Origin of the sequence: Candidatus Methanomethylophilus sp. 1R26, assembly GCF_001481295.1 — an archaeon.
In the GTDB taxonomy this organism is placed as follows: Archaea; Thermoplasmatota; Thermoplasmata; order Methanomassiliicoccales; family Methanomethylophilaceae; genus Methanomethylophilus.
Map to the genome: position 1 here is coordinate 32824 of NZ_LOPS01000047.1, position 23024 is coordinate 55847.

The 23024-nt window shown below is 60.3% G+C and carries 20 protein-coding genes, 2 tRNA genes, 1 rRNA gene and 2 pseudogenes; 14 read left to right on the forward strand and 11 right to left on the reverse strand.

Annotated elements, in window-relative coordinates; translation table 11 throughout:
• The first annotated feature begins 58 nt into the window (after nucleotides 1-58).
• From AUQ37_RS12605 to AUQ37_RS07895, 3 genes and pseudogenes are all read left to right on the forward strand, one after another.
• Complete coding sequence (locus tag AUQ37_RS12605; RefSeq protein WP_235585027.1) at nucleotides 59-703, forward strand: hypothetical protein; 645 nt, start codon at nucleotides 59-61, stop codon at nucleotides 701-703.
• On the forward strand, nucleotides 673-1071 hold the full coding sequence (locus AUQ37_RS12610) for a GTPase (protein WP_235585034.1): 399 nt from the start codon (nucleotides 673-675) through the stop codon (nucleotides 1069-1071). The genes AUQ37_RS12605 and AUQ37_RS12610 overlap by 31 nt, the downstream gene beginning before the upstream one ends.
• Before the next feature lie 23 nt (nucleotides 1072-1094).
• Nucleotides 1095-4489: pseudogene (locus AUQ37_RS07895) on the forward strand (DNA polymerase II large subunit).
• A 57-nt stretch (nucleotides 4490-4546) separates the two neighbouring features.
• Here the strand turns inward: AUQ37_RS07895 and AUQ37_RS07900 are convergent.
• From AUQ37_RS07900 to AUQ37_RS13760, 10 genes and pseudogenes are all read right to left on the reverse strand, one after another.
• A complete protein-coding gene (locus AUQ37_RS07900; RefSeq protein WP_058748127.1) occupies nucleotides 4547-5443 on the reverse strand; it encodes a DNA-directed RNA polymerase subunit D in 897 nt (298 codons plus the stop codon).
• A gap of 12 nt (nucleotides 5444-5455) precedes the next feature.
• Nucleotides 5456-5845 carry a 30S ribosomal protein S11 gene (locus AUQ37_RS07905; RefSeq protein WP_058748128.1) on the reverse strand — a complete coding sequence of 130 codons (390 nt, stop codon included), beginning with the start codon at nucleotides 5843-5845 and terminating at the stop codon, nucleotides 5456-5458.
• A 124-nt stretch (nucleotides 5846-5969) separates the two neighbouring features.
• A pseudogene (locus tag AUQ37_RS07915) lies at nucleotides 5970-6488 on the reverse strand (30S ribosomal protein S4); the annotation flags it as partial.
• 10 nt (nucleotides 6489-6498) lie between these two features.
• Nucleotides 6499-7083: a 30S ribosomal protein S13 gene (locus AUQ37_RS07920; protein WP_082662475.1), complete on the reverse strand. Its 585-nt coding sequence runs from the start codon at nucleotides 7081-7083 to the stop codon at nucleotides 6499-6501.
• A 210-nt stretch (nucleotides 7084-7293) separates the two neighbouring features.
• Nucleotides 7294-7379 (reverse strand) — tRNA-Leu (locus tag AUQ37_RS07925).
• Nucleotides 7380-7458: 79 nt separating this feature from the next.
• Nucleotides 7459-8349, reverse strand: a complete 891-nt coding sequence (gene map, locus AUQ37_RS07930) for a type II methionyl aminopeptidase (protein ID WP_058748130.1) — start codon at nucleotides 8347-8349, stop codon at nucleotides 7459-7461.
• A gap of 15 nt (nucleotides 8350-8364) precedes the next feature.
• On the reverse strand, nucleotides 8365-8979 hold the full coding sequence (locus tag AUQ37_RS07935) for an L-threonylcarbamoyladenylate synthase (protein WP_058748131.1): 615 nt from the start codon (nucleotides 8977-8979) through the stop codon (nucleotides 8365-8367).
• A 1-nt stretch (nucleotide 8980) separates the two neighbouring features.
• Nucleotides 8981-9586, reverse strand: coding sequence for an MBL fold metallo-hydrolase (locus tag AUQ37_RS07940; protein ID WP_058748132.1), 606 nt, complete (start codon nucleotides 9584-9586; stop codon nucleotides 8981-8983).
• 122 nt (nucleotides 9587-9708) lie between these two features.
• Nucleotides 9709-12617, reverse strand: a 23S ribosomal RNA gene (locus tag AUQ37_RS07945).
• 334 nt (nucleotides 12618-12951) lie between these two features.
• On the reverse strand, nucleotides 12952-13200 hold the full coding sequence (locus AUQ37_RS13760) for a DUF61 family protein (RefSeq protein ID WP_394325628.1): 249 nt from the start codon (nucleotides 13198-13200) through the stop codon (nucleotides 12952-12954).
• A 360-nt stretch (nucleotides 13201-13560) separates the two neighbouring features.
• Between AUQ37_RS13760 and nifB the strand changes: the two genes are divergently transcribed.
• From nifB to AUQ37_RS07990, 8 genes are all read left to right on the forward strand, one after another.
• Nucleotides 13561-14802, forward strand: a complete 1242-nt coding sequence (gene nifB, locus AUQ37_RS07955; protein ID WP_235585028.1) for a nitrogenase cofactor biosynthesis protein NifB — start codon at nucleotides 13561-13563, stop codon at nucleotides 14800-14802.
• Between the two features lie 90 nt (nucleotides 14803-14892).
• Nucleotides 14893-15405: an ABC transporter transmembrane domain-containing protein gene (locus AUQ37_RS11520; protein ID WP_058748134.1), complete on the forward strand. Its 513-nt coding sequence runs from the start codon at nucleotides 14893-14895 to the stop codon at nucleotides 15403-15405.
• Complete coding sequence (locus tag AUQ37_RS11525; RefSeq protein ID WP_201013873.1) at nucleotides 15393-15974, forward strand: ABC transporter ATP-binding protein; 582 nt, start codon at nucleotides 15393-15395, stop codon at nucleotides 15972-15974. Before AUQ37_RS11520 ends, AUQ37_RS11525 begins: the two co-directional genes overlap by 13 nt.
• Nucleotides 15975-15985: 11 nt before the next feature.
• The gene (locus AUQ37_RS11530; RefSeq protein ID WP_058748136.1) at nucleotides 15986-16672 is read left to right on the forward strand and encodes an ABC transporter ATP-binding protein; all 687 of its coding nucleotides are present in this window, start codon (nucleotides 15986-15988) and stop codon (nucleotides 16670-16672) included.
• Entirely contained in the window at nucleotides 16669-17349 is a 681-nt protein-coding gene (locus AUQ37_RS07975; protein WP_058748137.1) for an ABC transporter transmembrane domain-containing protein, read from the forward strand. The genes AUQ37_RS11530 and AUQ37_RS07975 overlap by 4 nt, the downstream gene beginning before the upstream one ends.
• 8 nt (nucleotides 17350-17357) lie before the next feature.
• Nucleotides 17358-18428: an ABC transporter ATP-binding protein gene (locus AUQ37_RS07980; protein WP_058748138.1), complete on the forward strand. Its 1071-nt coding sequence runs from the start codon at nucleotides 17358-17360 to the stop codon at nucleotides 18426-18428.
• An 81-nt stretch (nucleotides 18429-18509) separates the two neighbouring features.
• Nucleotides 18510-20282, forward strand: coding sequence for an alanine--tRNA ligase (locus AUQ37_RS07985; protein ID WP_058748139.1), 1773 nt, complete (start codon nucleotides 18510-18512; stop codon nucleotides 20280-20282).
• A 145-nt stretch (nucleotides 20283-20427) separates the two neighbouring features.
• On the forward strand, nucleotides 20428-20967 hold the full coding sequence (locus AUQ37_RS07990; protein ID WP_058748140.1) for a cob(I)yrinic acid a,c-diamide adenosyltransferase: 540 nt from the start codon (nucleotides 20428-20430) through the stop codon (nucleotides 20965-20967).
• 71 nt (nucleotides 20968-21038) lie between these two features.
• On the opposite strand, the gene AUQ37_RS07995 is transcribed toward AUQ37_RS07990, so the two are convergent.
• Nucleotides 21039-21114, reverse strand: a tRNA-Ala gene (locus tag AUQ37_RS07995).
• Nucleotides 21115-21389: 275 nt separating this feature from the next.
• Here AUQ37_RS07995 and AUQ37_RS13130 point away from each other — a divergent pair.
• From AUQ37_RS13130 to AUQ37_RS08005, 3 genes are read left to right on the forward strand one after another with little or no spacing between them, the layout of a single operon-like run.
• Complete coding sequence (locus tag AUQ37_RS13130; protein ID WP_201013874.1) at nucleotides 21390-21896, forward strand: chorismate synthase; 507 nt, start codon at nucleotides 21390-21392, stop codon at nucleotides 21894-21896.
• Nucleotides 21869-22378, forward strand: a complete 510-nt coding sequence (locus AUQ37_RS13135) for a chorismate synthase (protein ID WP_201013876.1) — start codon at nucleotides 21869-21871, stop codon at nucleotides 22376-22378. Before AUQ37_RS13130 ends, AUQ37_RS13135 begins: the two co-directional genes overlap by 28 nt.
• Nucleotides 22379-22415: 37 nt before the next feature.
• A complete protein-coding gene (locus AUQ37_RS08005) occupies nucleotides 22416-23015 on the forward strand; it encodes a chorismate mutase (RefSeq protein WP_082662476.1) in 600 nt (199 codons plus the stop codon).
• Nucleotides 23016-23024: the final 9 nt, after the last annotated feature.

Consider the following 23024-nt stretch of genomic DNA (forward strand, 5'->3'; position numbering starts at 1 on the left):
CGCGAACGCAGGCGTCCCGGCACATCCTTATTTATGCGCGATTACAATGGACTTCCATATGGCCGGAATGAACACGCAGATACCGACGGTCCTGACCGCCGAGGAGCTCATGGACAAGGCATTCCGCAGGGCCAGCAGGATCAGCAAGAAAGGCAGCGACTCCTTGGACACCAAGAAGAAGACCGCCCTTGCCAGGATCACGGCCTCGGGCGACATAGTCGAGACGACTCTCGTCGGCTACATCCAGAAGTTCCCCAGGATGGAGAAGGAGGACGACTTCTTCCCGCAGCTCGTGGACCTGGTGATAGGGATAGACCGCTACAAGAAGGCCCTGGGGGCCCTCAACTGGTGCGCCGGGAGGACGGAGCTGCTGAAGAAGCAGTCCCTCCGCGAGGTGCGCAGGACGAAGGACCCGGAGATAATCGAGTCCATCAGGAAAGGCTTCTACGGCAGGCTGGGGTCCTATGTCGACCAGATATCCAAGGACCTGCTCTTCCTGCAGGATGCCAAGAACAAGTTCAGGGACCTCCCGTCGATCGACCCCAAGATCCCGACCGCCGTCGTGGCCGGGTTCCCGAACGTCGGCAAGAGCAGCCTGGTGACCTGCATCAGCACCGCGCGCCCGAGGTCGCCCCCTACCCGTTCACCACGAAAGGGATCACCATCGGGCACATCAAGGACGACTGGAGGATGTTCCAGATAGTGGACACCCCCGGGCTCCTCGACAGGAGCTTCGAGGACAGGAACGACATCGAGAAACAGGCGGTGCTGGCACTTAGGTACCTGACCGACATCATGATCTTCGTCCTGGATCCCTCGGAGACCTGCGGGTACCCGATGGAGAAGCAGGAGGACCTGCTGAGGACCGTCCGCGAGAACTTCGACGGCGTCCCCATAATCGTCGTCGAGAGCAAATGCGACGTCCTCAGGACTGACCATGACGCCATCCGCATCTCCGCCGCCACCGGCGAGGGGATGGAGGAGTTCAGGCAGATGCTCATCGGGAAGCTGAGGGAGATCCTGCGCAGCAGGCCCCTCGAAGAGCCGGAGGCTCCAGAGGCATCCGAATGAGCGAGGTCGCCGTCAGCGACGAGATGAGGGCTTATTTCAAAAGCCTCCAGGAGCAATCCGACGCGATCTTCGACCTGGCCGAGAAGGCCAGGAAAGAGGGCAAGGACCCGGTGGAGAAGGTCGAGATACCCAGGGCGGAGGACCTGGCCTCGCGTGTGGAGGAGCTGCTATCCGACTATCACGTGGAAGGCGTCGCGGACCTTATCCGCCAGAAGACCCAGGAATACGGGAACAGGGAGATCGTCGCCATCAAGGTGGCGGAGGAATACGCCAAACGCCCGGGCGAGAGCCTCGACAAGACCCTCGACAGGGCCGTGAGGCTCGGCCTCGCCATCATCACCGAGGGCATATTGGTCGCTCCCCTGGAGGGGATCGCGACCACCAAGATCGGCCATAACGCCGACGGGTCCACCTTCGCCGACCTGGTCTTCGCCGGACCTATCAGGCGTCCGGAGGTACCGGGCAGGCCATGTCCGTGCTCATCTGCGACGTCGTGAGGCAGGCGCTCGGCATCGGGAAGTACATCCCCACCGAGGGAGAGATAGCCAGGTTCGATGAGGAGATCCCGCTGTACAAACAGTGCCAGCATCTCCAGTTCACCCCCACTTCGGAGGAGATCAGGACCATCGTCAGCGAATGCCCTGTCATGGTCGACGGCGAAGGGACCGAACGCGTGGAGATTTCCGGTTTCAGGGACCTGCCGCGCATATCCACTAACCGCGTCAGGGGAGGCGCCTGCCTGGTCATCGCCGAAGGCATGTGCCTGAAGGCATCCAAGCTGAAGAAGCACGTCGACAAGCTCGGGATCAAAGGCTGGGACTTCATCGGAAAGTACCTCGACATGCACAAGGCGGTCGACACCGACACCAAATCCAAGAAGAAGATCGTTGAGCCCGCCTACAAGTATCTCAAAGATATGGTCGCGGGAAGGCCCATCTTCGGCCATCCCTGCCGTTTCGGAGGCTTCAGGCTGCGTTACGGCCGCGCCCGCACGTCCGGTCTCGCCGCCCTCGCCTACAACCCGGCGAGCATGTACGCCATGGACGAGTTCATGGCGATAGGAACGCAGCTCAAGATTGAGCGCCCCGGGAAAGCCTGCGTCGTCACCCCCGTCCGTTCGATCGAGGGCCCCACGGTCCTCCTGAACAACGGCGACCTGGTATACTGCGGCACCAAGGAAGAGTACATCAATATCAGGAACAAGGTGGCGGAGGTCGTCGACAACGGCGAGATCCTCGTGCCGTTCGGAGAGTTCTGCGAGAACAACCACGTCCTCGTGCCCTGCGGGTATCCTACGGAGTGGCACAGGGAGGAGATAAAAGCGGCGAACGGAGGCGTCCTGCCGGACGATTGGGAGGACCCGACGTACGAGCGCTCGAAGGAGATGAGCAGGCAGTTCAAAGTGGCCCTCCACCCGAAGTTCAACCTCTTCTGGTCGGACATAGAGCTGCCCAGGCTGAAGGCCCTGAGGGGATATCTCGCCGAGAAGGCGAAGTTCCGTGACGGCCGCATATTCGTACCTACCGACCGCCAGCCTGTCCCCCAGCGTAAGGACGACGACCCGACGATGAAGAGGGTCCTGGAGGACCTCGGCGCCCTCCACCGGATGCAGGGGAACATCATCGCCATCGAGCAGAAGTACTGCCTGCCGATGATCGACTGCCTCGGCCTGAAGGTCGAGGGCGACAGGCTGGTGGAGAACGGCGATTTCGACGGGGAGGACTCGCTCGATGCCGTTTCCAAGGCGGCCGGCTACAAGGTGATGGCCCGCGCGATGACCCGCATCGGCACCCGTATGGGAAGGCCGGAGAAGGCCAAGGAGAGGACCGGGTCTCCGCTGTGCCAGTGCCTGTTCGCCCTCGGCGAAGAGGACAGCCCTAACCCTCAGAAGGACACCCTGTCGGTGATCAAATCGCTCCAGCAGGAGAACCACCTGGCTGCCGCCAGGAAGGTCATCAATGTGGCAATGGGGGCCCGCAGATGCCCCGTCTGCAACCGGGAGACGTTCCGCTGCTGGTGCAGGGACTGCGGAGTGCATACCTTCCCGTTCGAGAAGGCGAAGAAAGAGGGCGCCAAGAACTCCACCGTCGCCGTGAACGTGGAGGCCGAGTACAAGGCGGCCATGGACGCGGTCGGCGAGAGCGACTCCAAGCAGACCCTCAAATGCACCGATAAACTCACGTCCCGCACCAAGACCCCGGAACTGATGGAGAAGGGGATACTCAGGCGCAGGCACAATGTGTCGATCTTCAGGGACGGAACCATACGTTACGACATGACCGATATCCCCATCACCCACTTCAGGCCGAGGGAGATCGGGCTCACCATCGAGAAGGCGCATGAGCTCGGATACACTCACGACTGGAACGGCGCGCCGCTCACCGACCCGGAGCAGATCGTGGAGCTGAAGTGCCAGGACATCATCCCCGCGAGGGAATGCGGAGATTACATGGTCCGCGTTTCCCAGTTCGTCGATGACGAGCTCGAGCTGATCTACCATCTGCCGAGGTACTACAAGTGCGATAACCGGTCCGATCTGATCGGGAAGGTCGTCTTCGGGCTGGCCCCGCACACGTCCGGCTGCATCCTGTGCAGGATCATAGGATACAGCAACATCCGCGGATGCTACGGCCACCCCTTCTACCACGCGTCCAAGAGGAGGAACTGCGACGGCGACGAGGACTGCATAATCCTGGCCCTCGATGCCCTGCTGAACTTCTCCAGGGTGTTCCTGCCGGACCGCAGGGGAGGGCTGATGGACTGCCCGCTCGTCCTGACCACCAGGCTGGACCCGAACGAGATCGACAAGGAAGCGCACAACGTCGACTGCAGGAGGTTCTACCCCCGCGAGTTCTACTATGCCGCCATGGACATGAAGGACCCGAAGGAGATGGAGAAGCAGATGGACCTGGTGGGAGGGAGGATCGGCACCCCGGCGCAGTACGAGGGGCTGGGATTCACCCACGACACCCCGGACATCTCCGAGGGGCCCAAGGAGTCCGCATACACCACCTTAGGCTCCATGAGGGACAAGATGTACGCTCAGCTGAACCTCGGCATCAAATGCCGCGCGGTAGACGCCAAGGATGTGGCGCTCAAGGTCATCAACAAGCACTTCATGCCCGACATGATCGGAAACCTGAGGAGCTTCGCCACCCAGACCGTCCGCTGCACCAAATGCGGTACGAAGTACCGCCGTGTGCCCCTGGCAGGCGTCTGCACCAAATGCGGCCACGAACTGAACCTCACCGTGCACGAAGCGTCCGTCCGCAAGTACCTCGAGGTCTCCAAGGACGTCTGCGAGAAGTACGATCTCGACAACTACACCAAGGAAAGGATCGGCATCATCGAGGCCAGCATGGACTCCCTGTTCAACAACGACAAGATCAGGAAGACCAAACTGACGGACTTCTTCTGAGGGCCGATCCTGATGAATTGAAAAAAACCGGCCCGCCGGGGCCGGAAATGTTTTTGATCAATAGCCGCGGGGCTTGACAGGGTGCTCTTCGGCGCCCACGAGGGCGTCGGCCTGCGAAGCGATGGCAAGGGCCTCGGCGCTGAGGATCTCGACGGCCTTGTCGAGGACCTGCCTGGCGGTGAGGGAGCCGTCGGTCTCGAACTTGAACAGGAAGCTGTCGTCCTTCCAAGTGATCTTGACGACCGGCTTGTCATCGTGCATGAGGGCGGAAGCGGTGCTGCCGAAGGAGATGGCCTTCCATTTGTCGGCGACCTCGAGCCTGCCGTCCCTGACCTCGAACAGGCCGGGGCAGGTCTCGGCGAGCTTCAGGGTGTCGGAGTCGGACGCCCAGTTGGGGTCGATCTCGATCTCCGGCTCGTAGGAGTAGCCGACACCGAAGGCGGCCTGCCATTTCACGTGCTGCTTGGCCGTGCCCATGACCGCAGTGGCGTAGATCAGGACCGCCTGGTCGGCGGTGAGCTCCACGATGGGGATGAACTCGTCCTTCACCTTGAGCGAGCTGTCGCCCAGGGGGAGGAGGTCTCCCGACATGACGGTCGCGGGCCCGTGCTTGTTCAGACTGTACATGATGGTGCAGTGCGGGCAGCCTTCGCCGCCGCACTCGCACTTGTCGCGGAACGTGAACTGGGAGTAGTCGGTGGGCACGGGGATCATCCCGAGCCTGTGGGCGATGACCTCGTCGAAGAGGGAGGTCACGCTCTCGTACTCCTTGGCGTTCTCGTCGAGGTCGTTCTCGTCCTGGATGGGTCCCAGGTGGAACTCCACCTTGTCGATGGCCATCTTGGGGATGTCCTGCAGCATGGTGCGCCGGAGGGCGTTGGCCATCGCCGGCGAGGAGTCCTTCAGGATGAACTTCGCCTTCCTGTCCTCCATCTCGACGATCTCGATCTTCATGACAGGTCCTCCTCAGACCCTGCGTCCCCTGCGTCCGCCCTTGGGCTTGGTACCGTCGTGGGGTATCGGGGTGACATCCTCGATGCGCCCGATGGTGAGGCCGGCACGTGCGAGAGCACGGACAGCGGCCTGGGAACCGGAACCGGGAGAGGTCCCCTTGTTGCCTCCGGGGGCCCTGACGCGGACATGGATGCCGGTGATGCCCTTCTCGGCGGCGACCTCGGCGATCCTCTCGGCGGCCTTCTGCGCCGCGTAAGGCGAGGACTCGTCCTTGGCCTGCTTGACGATCATTCCGCCGGTGACCTTGGCCAGGGTCTCGGCCCCGGTGATGTCGGTCAGGGTGATCATGATGTTGTTGTAGCTCGAGTAGATGTTGGCGATTCCCCATTTCATCTGTGCCATCAGTTGTCAGCCTCCGTGATTCCTGCCTCTGCCGCGTCGGCCCTGGCGGCCGCCGCGTTCTCTGCATCTGCCTGGGCCCTGGCGGCGTCCCTGGCCTCGGATCCGGCGCCGGCGTGGCGGCCGCGACCCTCATCGGGTGGTTCTCGTCGGTGAACGGCGAGGCGGGGTTGTAGGAAACGGTCCCCTCCTCTTCCCTGAGGACAAGGTATCCGGGAACGGTGACCTTGTGCCCGTCGACGAAGATGTGCCCGTGGTTGATGAGCTGCCTGGCCTGCTTGGGGGTCGCTGCGAGCCCCTTCTGGTAGACGATGGTCTGCAGGCGCCTGCTGAGGATGTCCTCGTCCTTCAGGACGAGGATGGCGTTGAGGTCCCCTCCGGTGACGGGGAGGACGCCGAGGCGTGCGCATTTCGCGATGAGCGCGTCGGTCTCGATCTGAGCCTGCTTGTCGCCAGTCCTGAGACGGGCCTGGAGCTCCCTGGACTGCTTCCTGAAGTTCCTGAGCATGGTCTCGGCTTTCCAGACCTCGGTCTTGTTCTTCAGACCGAAGGCCCTGACGATCTCGTTCTCCTGCTTGATCCTCTCTCCCTGCCAAGGGTGGGAGGGGGTGTCGTAGGTCTTCCTCGAGAATTTAGGATCTCCCATTCAAAACACCTCACTGAGTCTTGGGTGCAGCGCTTGCGGCTTTTGCATCCGATTTCTTCTGAACTCCGACTGCGAGGCCCTTCCTTCCGTTGGACCTGGTCCTCTGACCCCTGACCTTGTGGTGGGTGTCGTGCCTGACTCCGCGGTAGTTGCGGATCATCTTCATCCTGTTGATGTCGTCGTCCTGCATGATCCCGAGGTCCTGGCCGATAAGATGCATGTCGGCGCCGGTCTCGTAGTCCATCTGGCGGTTGACGGCCCAGGAAGGAGCGTACTGAACGTAATCGATGACGAGCTTCTCAAGGTCCTTGATCTGCTCATCGGAAAGGGATCCGATCTTGGCGGATCCGTCGAGCCCGGATTTCTTGACGATGATCTGGGCGACCCTCTTTCCGACTCCTTTGATGCTCTGGAGCCCGATGACGACGTGCTTCTGACCGTCGATATCGGAGTTCGCCATACGGACGATGTAGTTGAAATCCTCGCCCTCGGTCTTCGCGGGGCCTTTCTGCTGCTTGCCGGCCGCGGCCTTCTTCTTGTCCGCGACGGTCTTGGGCTCCGCAGCCTTCTGATTGCTAGCTTTGGGTGCTGCCATATTCTGTTCCTCCGTAAATGTTCCCGGCGCCTTCAGGCGCAGGGAATGCTCAAGCGCGGGGCCCGCACCGGGACGCGCTCTCGGTTTTCGTCCTGGCATGCAGAACGGGTCCCGAGTTTACGTTGGATGCTCGATTCCATTATAGTATAAAAACATGGGCGCAGAGACAGCGCACGCGGCCGTCAGAGCCTGCCGAGCTGAAAGTATTGATGGTGCCGATGGCCGGATTCGAACCGGCGAACCGCTAGGGAGCAGATCTTGAGTCTGACGCCTTTGGCCAACTCGGCTACATCGGCTTGCTGTTCCCCAGAAGCGTCCGGGGATATTTAGGTTCCTAGTGCCGGACGGCCCAGAGGGCCGCCGGCCGAGGATCCCTTACGGGGAAGTGGTGATCTCCCCGCGCTTCCCGTCGATGTAGAAGGTGTACTCGAACTGGGAGACCATGCCCCCGTCGACCTCCTTCAGGATGTTGAAGCCGGAGAGGACCCCCTTGCGCAGCAGGAACCTGACCCACTTCTCAGCGTCCGGGTAGTCGCAGGACCTGGCGCAGAACGGGGAACTCGGGAACTCCTTCTTAGCGTACTCGAGGAAATCGTCGGCGCCCTCGTTCCCGGTCTTCTTGTCGTTGGACAGTATGACGATGTTCCCCCATTTCCCGTTGACGACGTACCCTCCGCCGTTGGTGGCGAAGGGCTCGATGGCCACCGTCATGCCGGATTTGATCACAGTCTGATCGCCGGAATCGTAAGGCGGCACGGAGAATCCCGCGTGGAGGTTCCAGCGGTCGATCTGGTGCCCGCAGAGGTTCTCGACGACCTTGAAGCCGGAGCCTTTCACGCTGTTCTCGATCACAGAGCCGACATCGCAGAGCCTGACGCCGTCGCCGATGAACTCGCCGACGGTGTCCCTCGCCTTCTTGGCGGCGGCCACGAGCTCGGTGTAATCGCGGGTGCCGACCTCGACAGTCCCCGCGGTGTCCCCGATGTAGCCGTCGAGCATGCCGCCGCAGTCGATCTTGACGACGTCGCCGGTCTCGAGGACGGTCTCGTCCTTGCAGGACGGGGTGTAATGGGCGGCCTCATCGTTCCTGCTGATGTTGCAGGGGAACGAGAGCCCGCACCCGTGCTTGCGGATGTACCCCTCGACTTCCTGCGCGATATCGTACAGCTTCGCTCCCGGCTCGCAGAGGCTCATGCCGAGCTCTCTGGCGGCGCCGGATACCACTCCGACCTTGCGGAGCTTCTCCAATCCGTCCGCGTCAAGCATTCAGAACATCTCTTATCATTTGTCAGTGATCGGTCCGGGGCGGACGATCTCGTACTCCCTGTCCTTGAGCCATACAATGGTCGACGGCCTGTCGGAGGTGCTGGGCCCGGCATCGATGTACGTGGACACCGTATCGCCGAAGGCGACGCGCGCCATCGAGATGTCTGTGGCATCGGGATGGAAATGCCTGTTGGCCGAAGTGGCGACGATGGGGCCGGCGCGCTTGGCGAGCTCGATGGCCATCGGGTGGTCGGGGATGCGGATCCCCACCTTGTCCGAGGATGCCGTGACGATGTCAGGGACCTCGGGCCTCTTCTTTATGATGATGGTCAGGGGCCCCGGGAGGAACGCCTTGATGAGCTTGTCGGCGTTCTCGTTGAGGACGGCGATGGATTCCATCATCTTCCTATCGGCGACGGCCACGGAAAGGGCCATGTCGAACGGGCGGTTCTTGGCAAGGTAGAGGTTCTTCACAGCGGCCTCGTTGAATATGTCCGCTCCGATCCCGTAGACGGTATCGGTAGGGTAAACGACGAGTTTTCCCTCGGAGATATCCTCTGCACCTGACATGGCGGCCTGGATGCAGTCATCGTTGAGCCCGTTGGAGCAATCGCACTTTATGATCCTCAATTCACCAGCCTTCCATCATCGTCAAAGCGGTCCTCACTGACATATTTCCGTCCGCTGAGACCGTTCCGTGTCCAGGATAGAGGTATGAGATATCAAAATTGCGCAGCTTCTCGAGCGACGCTATCATGTCCTCGGCAGACCCTCCCGGGAAGTCCGTGCGGCCGACACCGCCGTCGAACACAGTATCCCCGGAGAACAGCGAATGCGAGATCTCATCGTAGAGGCAGATGCTCCCGGGAGTGTGCCCGGGCGTCTCGATGACGCGGAGCCTGTATCCTCCGAGATCGAAACTATCCGTCTCCCCGATCGGCCCGCATACCATCGGGCGGGCGGCTGCGCCGGCGATGGCACGTGTCTCGCGCCAATCGGCGTATGCCATGCAGCCGAACTCGTCCTGTATGTCCGGAGCTCCGCCGATGTGATCGGTATGGCAGTGCGTGAGGATCATGAGATCCAGTTTCCTGTCCCCCAGTATGCTGCGGATCTGGGATATCACGCCTGAAGAATCATCGCCGCACCCGGCATCGATCAGGCAGGTCCTGTCCGATACGAGCAGGTAGATATTGGAATTGAAGCCCCTGTGCGCTTCTATCAGATGTATCGTCATCCGAATGAGGATAGAACGGCGGAGATGATAAACGAATCCGTCAGAAACAAAAAACAGAAAAGAATTGGAAAGAAAAAATGGAAGAGAGACTTTCATACGAAACCTGTTTGACTGCTAGACCACATCCAGCGGCAAAACCGTTAGTAAGCCAGGACTGAATACCTCGGATGGCCTCGGTACTTACATCCGGCTCCTATCAAACTCCTCATATACAGAGTGGCTTATAGTGCCTCTTTTTCAAGGTTGCTTCGAGCTTAGATGCCTTCAGCTCTTATCAACTACCGCGTGGCTACTCAGCTTGCCTTGTCAGACAACTGATAAACTAGAGGCGACGAATCCATGTTCCTCTCGTACTAATGGATCCTTCTCGTCAGGCACTTACAATTCCATCAAAAGCAACAAAACTGTCTCGCGACGTTTTAAACCCAGCTCACGATCCCTTTTAATGGGCGAACAACCCCACCCTTGGCAGCTGCTGCACCACCAGGATAGGGAGAGCCGACAGCGAAGTAGCAAGCCACGGGGTCGATATGAACTCTTGCCCGTGACAACTCAATTATCCCCAGGGTAATTTTTCTGATATCAATCACCCCCATTTGGGAGGTTGATTGGTTCGCTAAGCCATAGTTTCCTATCTCCGAACCCTATTGTCTGGTTCCGAGTCAAGCTAGCTTTTACCTTTACATTCTTCGTAAGATTTCTGACCTTACTGAGCTAACCATTGGGCGCCCTTGTTATCTTTTTGAGGGCGTGGCGCCCCACCCGAACTGCCCGCCTATAGCTGTCCCCTCGAAAGGGTGAGTCGTAAGAAGCGATAAGGTCGGTATTTCACTGTCCTCTCGGAGCGATGCTAGCGCACCGTCCTGGGTAACGAGTCCCGACTATTCTACACATATCGCCTCCTACAACAACAACAGGTTGCAGTGAAACTCCATGGGGTCTTCGCTTTCAGATGGAATGATCTGGATTGTGCACCAGATTGATTGTTTTCACTAGCGTCAAGGTAGGGACAGTAGAAACCTCGTTGAGCCTTCATGCAAGTCGCCAATTAAGCGACAAGGTATTACGCTACCTTAAGAGGGTCATAGTTACCCCCGCCGTTTATCGGTCCTTCAACCGGTTGAAACCGGAGTTCAGATGCCGACACTGGGCAGGCTTCGGCCCCAATACACATCCTTTCGAACTAGCTGGGACCTATGTTTTTACTAAACAGTCGGATTTCTCTTGTCACTGCGACCAGTAACTCTCATTACTGGCACCCTTTATCCCGAAGTTACAGGCTATTTTGCCGAATTCCCTTACCTTGATTATGCTAACACGCCTTAGGCTACTCACCTAGGGACACCTGTGTCGGTTCTTGGTACGATTCCTACAATTGTAACTATAGTGGGTTCACTGGGACCAGGGATCATCAGAAGCGGGATTTCTCCCGCATCATCACGCTTTCAGGAGTTTCTCACCATTACGGTTCTTCGCTCCCTTACACGCTTGAACAAGCAGACAAACTTGCTCCAACTACCCCGATCCTGCACCATAGGCAAAGAAAGTAGAAGTTCAGGAATATTAACCTGATTCCCATTCGATATCCTCGATTAAGAGATACCTTAGGATCGACTAACCCTTGGCTGACGAACATTGCCAAGGAACCCTTGCCCCTGCGGCGACATGGATTCTCACCATGCTATGCTGCTACTCACTCCATGATCCTCGTTGGTACACGGTCCATAGGACCTCACGGCCCTACTTCTGCCCATGCACCACGCCCCGCTATCAAATTACATTGCTGTATTCTTAAGTATCGGTACTCAGTTTAGCCCCGTCCATTTTCTGGGCCCATAATCTAGACCGGTGAGCTGTTACGCTATCTTTAAAGGGTGGCTGCTTCTGAGCTCACCTCCCGGTTGTATTGGACTACTGACGCCATTTCATGTTACACTTGACTGAGATTTGGGGACCTTAACTTAAGGCTGGGTTCTTTCCCTTACGGTAACCAAGCTTACCCCGGGTTACCTTGCATCCGATGTCTACGGTGAACGCAAGTTCGGAGTTTGACAAGACACCGAGAGGTTTCCCTCCCTAAGCATCCAATCGGTGCTCTACCTCACGTTCTGCCTCGATCGAAGTCTAGCTGCGACTAGTTTCGCGGGGAACCAGCTATATCCGGCCTAGATTGGCCTTTCACCCCTATACCCAAGTCATCCAAACGATTTGCACATCAGAACTGGTTAGCTCCTCCACCTCCCCTTCGGAAGGCTTCAAGCTGCTCAGGCATAGATCGACCGGCTTCGGGTCTCCGCACCATTGACTAAAGGCGAGCACACCTTGTCCCTCGTAAAAACTGCGGACAATCGGTTTCCCTTCGGCTACCTAATTTAATAGTTAACCTCGCCAATGACCAGAACTCCATGGATCGGTTTTCTAACCGAACTATACAACACTGGTCCACCATTGCTGGCTTCTTCCCTTTCATGCCGTATAAATCTATAACCGTATGGTTTCAGGTCTTTTCATCTCCCGTTAAGGGTACTTTTCAGATTTCGCTCACGCTACTACTGCACTATCGGACTAGAGTAATATTTAGAATTGGAGGCAAGTGTCCCCCATCTTCACGCGAGATATCCAACTCACGTTACTCTGGACATCCATCAATCTCCGTACAGACATTCTACTAAGGGGCTATCACCCTCTATGGCGTAGTTTTCCAACTAACTTCGTATATTTCTGCCCAAGGAGTAAATGGGTCCACACCACATCTCCCCATGCTTTCACATGGGGATTCAGTTTGTTCTATGCCGCGTTCGATCGCCTTTACTAGCGGTATCTCGGTTGATTTCTTTTCCTGCGGGTACTAAGATGCTTCAATCCCCCGCGTTCCCTGTCATTACTGACAATTCCGAAGAATAGGAAGTCCCATTAGGTGATCGTCGGATCATAGGCTTCTTGCACCTTCCCGACGCTTATCGCAGCTTGACACGACCTTCATCAGTTCTCTAGCCGAACCATCCCCCATACGGCGTAGCAACGCCGCTGGCGTATGATCTAGCACACGTCCAGGTTTCGTATGATCGATCGTCATAGGGTATTGTTCCGCCTCTCTTCCTGTGCGGTACCCTCAATCTCTTCCCCGCATGAGTCATCCTCACCGGGTGCATGATGATGAGTCAGGTTTCGCGCCCAACTCAGCAAAAATCCCAGATGCGAGGGTTATATTTAAGCCTTCGCATTCAGAAGATTTTCGCTGTTTTTAGGCAGCGAGCCTTCCCTCTATAATTCGCAAGTAATTCTTGCGGATCACACGATGTTACACATCGCGCATACCCCTCTACACACAAGTAGTATATATAATTAACGGGGGACCGGTTTCGTCACGGCGTGAAAACTGTGAAAATGAGGCCAGGAATGCATTTTTTGAGCCTCATGAGGTCCGGGTAGTACAGGCGGATGCGGTCTTCGGAGTGCACGCGGCGCCCGAGGATCCTGGCGACGACCGCCGTCTCGACCGTTCCGTCTATCTTCCAGCCCCCTTCCTCGGAGGTTGTGTCCGTCGAGACGAACAGCGGAAGCTTGAGCAGTATCTTCTCCTGGTCCGTGCAGATCGAGCTGAGGTAGTCTATGCCGGCCCTGCTGAAGGATGCCTTCTCCCCCGTTGCGCGTCTCGAAGGTGTCGCCGCCGTTCTCTATGTAATCCATGAGCGTGCGGCGCCTGACCGGCAGTTCGCTGTTCATCCCTGCGAGCATCGCCTTGATGTTGCGCGGATCGTCCTCGATGCCGAACTCCATGCTCTCCCGGCCCTCCTTCGTCTTCCTTTGCCCTTATCTTATTTATTATATTAAAGGAGGTAAGAAACATGGCCGGGCCGCTGTGCCTGCCGCCTGGCGGCCGCAGGGCCCTTCTCCGCGCACGTGATGCCGGATACAACGCAGTCCTGACGGGCCGGCAACTCGCTTTATAACTGCACCCGATACGTGGTCGCGTGTCTGTCAATCCCGAACTCGAGAAGGCTCTGCAGGAACACCCGTGCTACAGCGAGGCCGCCCACACTGCCTATGCGCGCATGCATGTCCCGGTGGCCCCCAAGTGCAACATCCAATGCAATTTCTGCAACCGCAAGTTCGACTGCAGCAACGAATCCCGCCCGGGAGTCACCAGCGAGGTCCTGACCCCGGAGCAGGCGGCAGCGAAGATCGCCTACGTGCGCGAGCGCGTCCCCAACCTGAAGGTGATCGGCATCGCCGGGCCGGGGGATCCTCTGGCCAACGAGGAGACTTTCGAGACCCTCGCCCTCGTGAAGGAGAGGTTCCCGGACCTCACTCTGTGCATTTCGACCAACGGCCTCGCCCTGCCGGACAGCGCGGAGAGGCTGTACGGCCTCGGCGTCAGGTTCATAACCGTGACTGTCAACGCCCCGGACGAGGAGACCGGGGCCGAGGTCTACGGATCGGTCATCTGGGAAGGCAGAAGGCTCACCGGGAGGGAAGGGGCGCGGATACTGCTGTCCCGGCAGATGGAAGGGATCGAGAAATGCGCCGCCCTCGGGATGCTGGTGAAAGTCAACATCGTGATGATCCCCGGGAAGAACGCGGACAGGATCCCCGAGATCGTGAAGATGGCCAAGGCCAAGGGAGCCTACATTGTCAATATCCTGCCGTTCATCCCCGTGAAGGGGACCGCTTTCGAGAACCTCCGCCCTCCGACCGCGGAGGAGAGAAAGGCCCTCATGGACCTGTGCTCGGCGGACGCCCGCATGATGCGCCATTGCCGCCAGTGCCGCGCGGACGCCGTGGGCCTGCTGGGAGAGGACCGCTCGGCGGAGTTCGCCGGCTGCGGGTACGGGTCCGGCAACGGCTGCGGGCCTGCGGAAACCGGCCCTAACATGGTATCGTTCCGCACCGGGAAGTACGTGATAGCGCTGGCCTCCGAGAACGGGAGGAACGTCGACAGCGGCTTCGGCAGCGCCTCCCGCTTCCTTGTATACTCAGCTGACGGCCCGGACATCAGGTTCCTCCGCGAAGTCCGCCCGGCCGATCTCGCGAAAGAAGTAGCAGGACGCTCCCACAAGGAGCACGTAGAGGAGATCGTGACCCTCCTCGACGACTGCGACATCATAGCCGTGAAGGAGATCGGCGATATGCCGAGGGCGGTCATCGAGGGACGCGGGAAAAGGGTCATCGTCACCGATGGCGGAGTGAGGGAGACCGTGTCCTCGGTACGCTGATCCCCCGCCGGGCATCCCGGCGGCCTGTTTTCCCTTTAATCTGGTTTTATCTCCATTTTTTAATATATTTAGGAATGCTTAAATTATTTCATGGAAGCAAGAAAGAGGCTGAGAAGGCTCACTGCCTATGCCGGCCGCTACAGGTACCTGACATACGCCTCGCTGGTGCTGTCGGCGGCGAGCGCCCTCCTGTCCGCGGTCCCGTATTATTACATATGGAAGATACTGGACGAGATCATCGGCTCGATGCCGGATTACAGCGAGGCCTACGGCGTGGTCGGATACGGCATCGCCGCCCTCGCCTTCACAGCGGCCTCGGTCCTGGTCTACATATGCGCCCTGATGTGCTCGCACCTGTCGGCCTTCCGCATAGCCAAGAACATGAGGAAGGATATGCTCGGACGCATCCTGAGCCTCCCTCCCGGGGCCCTTGACGCAGCCGGGACGGGGAAGATCAGGAGGACCGTCTTCGATTCGGCGGCCGCCACCGAAACGTACATGGCCCATCAGCTGCCGGACCGGGCCGCGCCTGCGTCCTGCCGGTCGCCTTCGCCGTCCTGCTGTTCCTATTCGACTGGCGCCTGGGCCTGGTGTCCGTGCTAGTGGTCGTCATGGCGGCCGCCGCCATGCTCAGCATGGCAGGCGGAAAGGCCCTCAGGAAATCCCTGGAGTCCTACCAGACGGCGCTCGCCGGCATGAACCGGGAGGCCGTGGAGTATGTGCGCGGCATGTCCGTGGTGAAGACCTTCCAGCAGACCGTGGACTCATTCCGGGAGTTCAAGGCGTCCATCGACGGTTTCGGCGAATGGGCCGTGAAGTACACCATGTGGTGCCAGAAGCGCATGACCGCTTTCGTGGTCATCTCCAGTTCGGCCATCTCCCTTCTGATAATCACCGCCCTCGCCCTGAACGGCGGGACGGACTGGTCCTCGGGGTTCCTGTCCGACTTCATCTTCTACGTGGTGTTCACGCCCATCATCTCGCTCCTCCTGCTGAGGATAATGTACTCGAGCAGGGAGGGGATGATCGTGGACGATGCCCTCGCCCGCGTCGATGAGCTCCTGGCACAGGGGCCGCTCCCCGAGCCGGAATCCCCGAAGGCCCCCGAGAACATGACCGTGAGGTTCGAAGGAGTCACGTTCACCTATCCGGGCTCGGAGACCCCTGCCTGAGCGGGGTCGACATGGAGATCCGCCAGGGGGCCGTGACCGCTCTCGTGGGTCCCAGCGGGAGCGGGAAGAGCACCGCCGCCGCCCTGGCCTGCCGGTTCTGGGATCCGCAGGAGGGGAGGGTGACCATCGGCGGCATCGATGTCAGGGACATCGGCAGCGCGAAGATGGGCGAGATGGTCTCGTTCGTGTTCCAGCGCAGCGGCCTGCTCAAGGACACCCTGCTGAACAACGTCAGGGCCGCCCGCCCGTCGGCGACAGAGGAGGAGGTGGCCGAGGCCCTGCGCAGGGCCCAATGCAGCGACATCGTGGCCAAGCTCCCAGAGGGGCTCGGCACCATGCTGGGGCCCGGGGGAGCGCACCTCTCCGGCGGGGAGGTCCAGAGGCTGGCCATCGCCCGCGCCTTCCTGAAGGATGCGCCCATCGTGATCCTCGACGAGGCGACGGCGTTCGCCGATCCGGAGAACGAATACCTCGTCCAGAGGGCCTTCGAGGAGCTTTCCGCCGACAGGACGGTGCTGATGATAGCACACCGCCTGACCACGGTGCGCCGGGCCGACCGCATATACGTGATGGACGGAGGGATGATATCCGAGTACGGGACCCATGACGAGATGGCCTCCGGGAACGGCAGGTACAGCCGCATGTGGAAGGAGTACACCGAATCCGTCGACTGGAAGATCGGGGGGACGCCGCAATGACACTGAGATCGCGCACATGCGAGCGCCTGGCACTCACCGACGAAGGCTATGACAACTACGTCAGGAGCACGGCCGGCAGGGTGGCCTTCAACTGCACCCTCATCATACCTGTGATGGCGGCGTTCCTGCTCATATGCGACGTCATGGGAGACAACAGCTACGACTTCGACATCAGCGTCTGGGTCTATGCGGCCATCCTGTGCGTTTCCGCCGCCCTCTCCTATGCCGTCTACCTGTGGTCCTACGACCGCTCCTACACCGATGTCTACCGGGAGAGCGCGAACGTCCGCACGGCGATAGCCGAGAGGCTCAGGAAGCTGCCGATGCCCTTCTTCGAGAAGAAGGACCCCACCGACATCACCGAGAGAATCATTGGAGACGTGACCCAGCAGGAGCAGGCCATGTCAGAATGGTTCCCGCTCATGGCGAGCGCCATGATCTTCGTCGGAGCGATGAGCGTGGCGATCCTCCTCTTCAACCCCCTGCTGGGCGCCGCCGCCCTGTGGCCCGTGCCGATATCGATCGCCATGGTGTTCCTCTCCAAGAGGGTCCAAAACAAGTACAACGGCCGCAAGTCCAAGGCTCTCCTGGAGGTCAACGAGGGCATACAGGAGTACCTGGAGAACCTGTGCGACCTGCGCACCAACGGCGCCGGGGAGGATTACCTCGCCGGCTGAACAGGAAGATGGACAAGGCCGAAAAGAGCCAGATATCGGCAGAGCTGGCGGTATCGGTCTTCGTGGTGGCCGCCCAGCTGCTGCTGAAGTTCGGCATCGTGACCACGGCCGCCGTCGGAGGATGGATGCTGACCGAGGGCAGCGTCAGCGTCTACGTGTTCATCGGCTACATCATCCTGGTGGGAAGGGTCTACGACCCGCTGGACCAGGCGCTGCAGATGCTGGCCGCCATCAACTCCGCCGAGTACAACATATCCCGCCTGAAGGAGGTCAGGGACCTCCCGGAGCAGACCGGCAGGCAGGATTTCTCCCCGGACGGGCACACCGTGTCGTTCGAGGACGTGGGGTTCTCCTACGAAAGCGGGAACGCTGCCCTCAGGCACATCAGCTTCACGGCGGAGCAGGGCACCGTGACCGCGCTCGTGGGGCCCAGCGGGAGCGGCAAGAGCACGGCGGCGAAATTGGCGGCCAGGTTCTGGGACATCGATTCCGGGAAGATAACCCTGGGCGGGACGGATATCTCGGAGATCGATCCGGAGACGCTGCTCTCGCATTACTCCATCGTGTTCCAGGACGTCGTCCTGTTCAACACGACCGTCCGCGACAACATCAGGGTCGGGCGCCGGAACGCAACGGATGAGGAGATCGAGACAGCCGCCGAGGCGGCCGCCTGCGGGGAGTTCATCAGCAGGCTGCCGGAGGGATATGACACGGTGATCGGCGAGAACGGGGCCAAGCTCTCAGGCGGCGAGAGGCAGAGGATCTCGATAGCCAGGGCCCTCCTGAAGAACGCCCCCGTCATCCTCCTGGACGAGGCCACCGCCTCCCTCGACGCCGAATGCGAGAGCCAGGTGCAGAGGGCGATATCCGCCCTCATAAAGGACAAGACCGTGCTGGTGGTCGCCCACAGGATGAGGACCGTCCGCAATGCCGACTGGGTCGTGGTCCTTTCCGACGGGGAGATCGCAGAGCAGGGGACGCCCGGGGACCTCCTGGCCAGGAATGGGATCTTCGCCGGGATGGCCGAGCTGCAGTCATCCTCCGGCAGCTGGAAGATAGGCTCCGCGGACGGGGCCTGAGGGCGGCCCTGCGCCCCCGGGCTCTTTTTTAAACTACTTATAGGGGCACCCTATAGCGCGCACACATTCGGAAGTGCGCGCATGGAAGCACAGGAACTCAGAGAAGCATACATCAATTTCTTCAAAGCAAGGGGCCACGTCCAGATCCGCTCGGCCTCCCTCATCCCCGAGAACGACCCCACCGTTCTCTTCACCACCGCCGGGATGCACCCCCTCGTGCCCTATCTCCTGGGCGAGAAGCACCCTGCCGGGAAGCGCCTCACCGACTTCCAGAAGTGCGTCAGGACCGGCGACATCGACGAGGTCGGGGACGCCAGCCACCTGACGTTCTTCGAGATGCTCGGGAACTGGTCCCTGGGCGACTACTTCAAGAAGGAGTCCATCGCCTGGAGCTACCAGCTCCTGCAGGAGGTCCTGCACATCCCGCCCGAGCAGCTGGCCGTCACCGCCTTCGCCGGCGACGCCGATGCCCCCAAGGACACCGAGACCGCCGAGCTCTGGAAGGCCCAGGGCATCGCGGAGGACCACATCTTCTTCCTCCCGAAGGAGGACAACTGGTGGGGCCCCGCCGGCCAGACCGGCCCCTGCGGGCCCGACACCGAGATCTTCTTCATCGACAAGACGAAGAAGCCGTGCGGGCCGGAGTGCCGCCCCGGCTGCCACTGCGGGTACTACACCGAGATCTGGAACAACGTCTTCATGCAGTACTTCAAGGACGCCCAGGGGAAGTTCTCGCCCCTGAAGCAGAAGAACGTCGACACCGGGATGGGCCTTGAGAGGGCGCTCCGCGTCGTCAACGGCGTCGAGACCGTCTACGACACCCCGCTCTTCACCCCCATCCTCGGCAAGATCGAGGAGCTCTCCGGCAAGCCGTACGCCGAGAACCAGAAGGCGTTCCGCGTCATCGCGGACCACATGCGCGCCTCCACCTTCCTCATCGCCGACGGCGTCGTCCCCGCCCGCATGGGCGGAGGGTACATCCTCCGCAGGCTCATCAGGAGGGCGAGCCGCTACATGAACCAGCTCGGTGTCGAGGGAGCTCGCCTCTCTGAGATCTCCGAGGTCGTCATCCGCGACTACAGCAAGGCCTACCCCGAGCTCAGTGAGAACAAGGAGAACATCCTGAACACGGTCTCCGCGGAAGAGCAGAAGTTCCATTCGACCCTCAAGAAGGGACTGAGGAAGCTCGACGAGGTCATCGCCTCCTGCGGCGACTCCAAGGTCCTCGACGGGAACGAGGTCTTCCACCTTTACGACACCTTCGGGTTCCCCATCGAGCTCACCAAGGAACTCGCGGCAGAGAAAGGCTACAAGGTCGACGAGGAGGACTTCAAGAACAGGTTCAAGCAGCACCAGGAGACCTCCAGGATGGACACCAACCAGGTGTTCAAGGGCGGCCTCGCAGACCACTCCGAGGAGACCACCAAGCTCCACACCGCCACCCACCTGCTGAACGCCGCCCTGAGGAACCTCATCGACCCCAACATCAGGCAGAAAGGCAGCAACATCACCGCCGAGAGGCTCAGATTCGATTTCAACTTCGACAGGAAGCTCGAGCCCGAGGAGATCGCGAAGATCGAGAAGTACGTCAACGACGCGATCAAGGCCGACATCCCGGTGGTGTGCGAGGAGATGACCCTCGAAGAGGCCCGTGCCAGGAACGCCATCGGCGTGTTCGACAACAAGTACGGGGAGCGCGTCAAGGTCTACACCATCGGTGACGTCTCCTGCGAGATCTGCGGCGGCCCCCATGTGAAGCACACCGGCGAGCTCCAGGGATTCAAGATCCTCAAGGAGCAGAGCTCGGCGGCCGGCGTCAGGCGCATCAAGGCCGTCGTCGGCAAATTCGACTGAAACCTCTTTCACGGGGGCCTCCCGGCCCCCGAATAATGGACGATGCCGAGGTCCCGTACGGATGCCTGTTTGACATTGACATCGGGGCGGCATGTGAACATGTCGGCAGCCAGTTTTATTCCGTTATAACCGCCATTCCACTCTCATGGAAGAAAGCCAGGACCCCAGGGAGCAGCTCGGATTGGTGCAGATATACACCGGCAACGGGAAAGGCAAGACGACGGCAGCCCTCGGGCTCGCTCTGAGAGCCTCCGGAAGGGGCCTGAAGGTCCTTTTCCTGCAGTTCCTGAAGCCGGAAGGGGGATACGGGGAGCAGCTCGCATGCGCGAAGATCCCCGGCATAGACCTCATACCGATGGGGCTGGACCACTTCGTGGGAATAGCCAAGGGAGAGGACGTCGCCGCGGCTCACAGATGCCTCAGCAAGGCTGCAGAACTGATGGGCACCGGCAGGTACGATGTGGCCGTGCTCGACGAGAGCGTGAACGCCGTCAGGCTGAAGCTGATCACCTCGAAGGAGCTCATAGACGTGCTCAAGAGCCGCCCGGAGCATGTGGAGGTCATCCTCACGGGGAGGGGCGCGACCGAAGACCTCGTCGATTATGCGGACCTGGTGACCGATATGAGGCTGGTGAAGCACCCGTTCGATAAGGGGATAGACGCCAGAATCGGGATAGAATATTGAACAGGCGTCCCGGAAAACCAGCATCCGCGCATGCAGATGCACTCGGATCAGACAGCGGACAGGATATACAATGGTGGACAGTGCGCGATTTGAACGCGCGGCCTCCTGCTTGCAAAGCAGGCGATCTTCCAGCTGATCTAACTGCCCGTTAGCCCGTTAAACCTCAGGCTGTGCGGACGATTGAGCGGGCGGATATATAACTTTTCATGGCCCGCTTGCATCTCTGATGGCTGCAGGAGCATATGTTCCAGATATCCGGACGGAGGATACCGGCCGCCTGTCAGGGCATCGGCTTATTATATCCGCCGCGCATGGAAGAACGAGGAACCGGGGCGCGTCCCTGGTATGAACTATGTACGTCCTCGGCGAGAAACTCAGAATGTCCCTGTTCGGGAAGAGCCACGGCCCGTGCGTCGGCTGCATTGTCGAAGGAGTCCCGCAGCACGATCATAGATGCAGAGGCTGTCGCGCACGACATGGCCCTCCGCCGCCCTTCCCCCGGCATCGGGACGGCCAGGCGCGAGAAGGACGAAGCGGTGTTCGTTTCCGGCGTCAGGGACGGGAAGGCGGACGGCAACCCGATCATCATCGAGATAGCCAACGCCGACACGGACGATTCCAAGTACCTCCCGTTCGAGGAGACCCCGCGCCCCGGCCACGCCGACCTGCCGGCGCTCCTTTCCATCAGGAAGTTCGACATCCGCGGCGGAGGGCAGTTCTCCGGGCGCCTGACGGCGCCGATCGTCGCGGCCGGCGCGATCGCAAGGCAGATACTGGAACGGAAGGGCATCCGCATCGCCTCGTTCTGCAGGTCGATCGGCACCGTGTCCGATGATGCCGAGCGCACCTTCGCGGACGCGAGGCTTCCCGCGCGTTCCCGACCCGCGCCTGCAACGCGGAACTGGATTCGAAGTTCTCCGAGGAGATAATGGCCGCCAGGAAGGACTCGGACAGCATCGGGGGGACGGTGGAGTGCATCGTATCGGGGCTCCCCATCGGTTTCGGCGGGATATGGTTCGAGAGCCTCGATGCGGAACTGGCCCATGCCGTGTTCTCCATCCCGGCCTGCAAGGGCGTCGAGTTCGGAAAGGGGTTCGGGCTGGCGAGGATGCGCGGGTCCGAATCCAACGACTGGTACCGCATGGACGGCGGCAGGATAGTCACCGAATCCAACAACATGGGCGGTATCGTCGGAGGGATGTCCGACGGGGCCGACCTGGTCTTCAGGGCCGCGTTCAAGCCCACGCCGACCATCGGGAAGAAGCAGGACACCGTGAACCTCAGGACCGGAGAGAACGCCGAGCTCTCCGCCGAGGGAAGGCACGATCCGTGCATCGCGCCGAGAGCGGCGGCGGTCGTGGAGGCCGTATCAGCACTAGTCATCGCAGACCAGATGGAAAGGGGGTTCTGAAACGGCTGACGATTACCTCGAAGGGAAGAGAGCTGAGATCGCCGAGACCGACAGGGAGATCATAAAGCTCCTGAGGAAAAGGCTCGACATAGCCACCGACATCGGCCGCTACAAGGCCGAGAACGGCATGGAGGTCTACGATCCGAGCACCGCCCGCAAGGTCATAGACCGCTACCGCTACCTGGGAGCGGAGAACGGCATGGACCCGGACCGCTGCGAGGCCATCTGCCGCGCCATAATGGAAGAGTCCTGCGCCAACGAGGAGAGGGTGTCCGGCGCCCGGCAGGATGAGGCGCAGGATGAACAGCCGGAGGACACGCCGGACGACAACACTGCAGGCAGGAAAGCAGCGATGGAATACCGGAACACCGGCATCATCCTGGCAGCTGTGCTCATCATAGCCTCGGCGGCCGTTTCCTTCATCGGTAGCGATGATGCGGCCAACGCCGCGATAAAGTTCTGCCTTACGCTGCTGCCGATAGCCCTTGCGCTCTCAAGCTTCCTGCTGGCCTGGAAGGATGCGCCCGAGACCCGCGGAAGCGATGAGCTCAGGAGCCTCAGAAGGCGGACCTGGCTCTTCGGCGGGATATTCATCTTGTTCTCTGTGATCATGCTGGCCCTGTACGCGATGTACTGAGGCCGCGAA

What these genes read in the sequence shown, in the direction of transcription:
- AUQ37_RS12605 (WP_235585027.1), top strand. Translation starts at nt 59, where the DNA reads ATGGCCGGAATGAACACGCAGATACCGACGGTCCTGACCGCCGAGGAG.
- AUQ37_RS07900 (WP_058748127.1), bottom strand. Translation starts at nt 5,443, where the DNA reads ATGAAGATCGAGATCGTCGAGATGGAGGACAGGAAGGCGAAGTTCATC.
- AUQ37_RS07905 (WP_058748128.1), bottom strand. Translation starts at nt 5,845, where the DNA reads ATGGCACAGATGAAATGGGGAATCGCCAACATCTACTCGAGCTACAAC.
- AUQ37_RS07920 (WP_082662475.1), bottom strand. Translation starts at nt 7,083, where the DNA reads ATGGCAGCACCCAAAGCTAGCAATCAGAAGGCTGCGGAGCCCAAGACC.
- map (WP_058748130.1), bottom strand. Translation starts at nt 8,349, where the DNA reads ATGCTTGACGCGGACGGATTGGAGAAGCTCCGCAAGGTCGGAGTGGTA.
- AUQ37_RS07940 (WP_058748132.1), bottom strand. Translation starts at nt 9,586, where the DNA reads ATGACGATACATCTGATAGAAGCGCACAGGGGCTTCAATTCCAATATC.
- AUQ37_RS11520 (WP_058748134.1), top strand. Translation starts at nt 14,893, where the DNA reads ATGGAAGCAAGAAAGAGGCTGAGAAGGCTCACTGCCTATGCCGGCCGC.
- AUQ37_RS11530 (WP_058748136.1), top strand. Translation starts at nt 15,986, where the DNA reads ATGGAGATCCGCCAGGGGGCCGTGACCGCTCTCGTGGGTCCCAGCGGG.
- AUQ37_RS07975 (WP_058748137.1), top strand. Translation starts at nt 16,669, where the DNA reads ATGACACTGAGATCGCGCACATGCGAGCGCCTGGCACTCACCGACGAA.
- AUQ37_RS07980 (WP_058748138.1), top strand. Translation starts at nt 17,358, where the DNA reads ATGGACAAGGCCGAAAAGAGCCAGATATCGGCAGAGCTGGCGGTATCG.
- AUQ37_RS07985 (WP_058748139.1), top strand. Translation starts at nt 18,510, where the DNA reads ATGGAAGCACAGGAACTCAGAGAAGCATACATCAATTTCTTCAAAGCA.
- AUQ37_RS07990 (WP_058748140.1), top strand. Translation starts at nt 20,428, where the DNA reads ATGGAAGAAAGCCAGGACCCCAGGGAGCAGCTCGGATTGGTGCAGATA.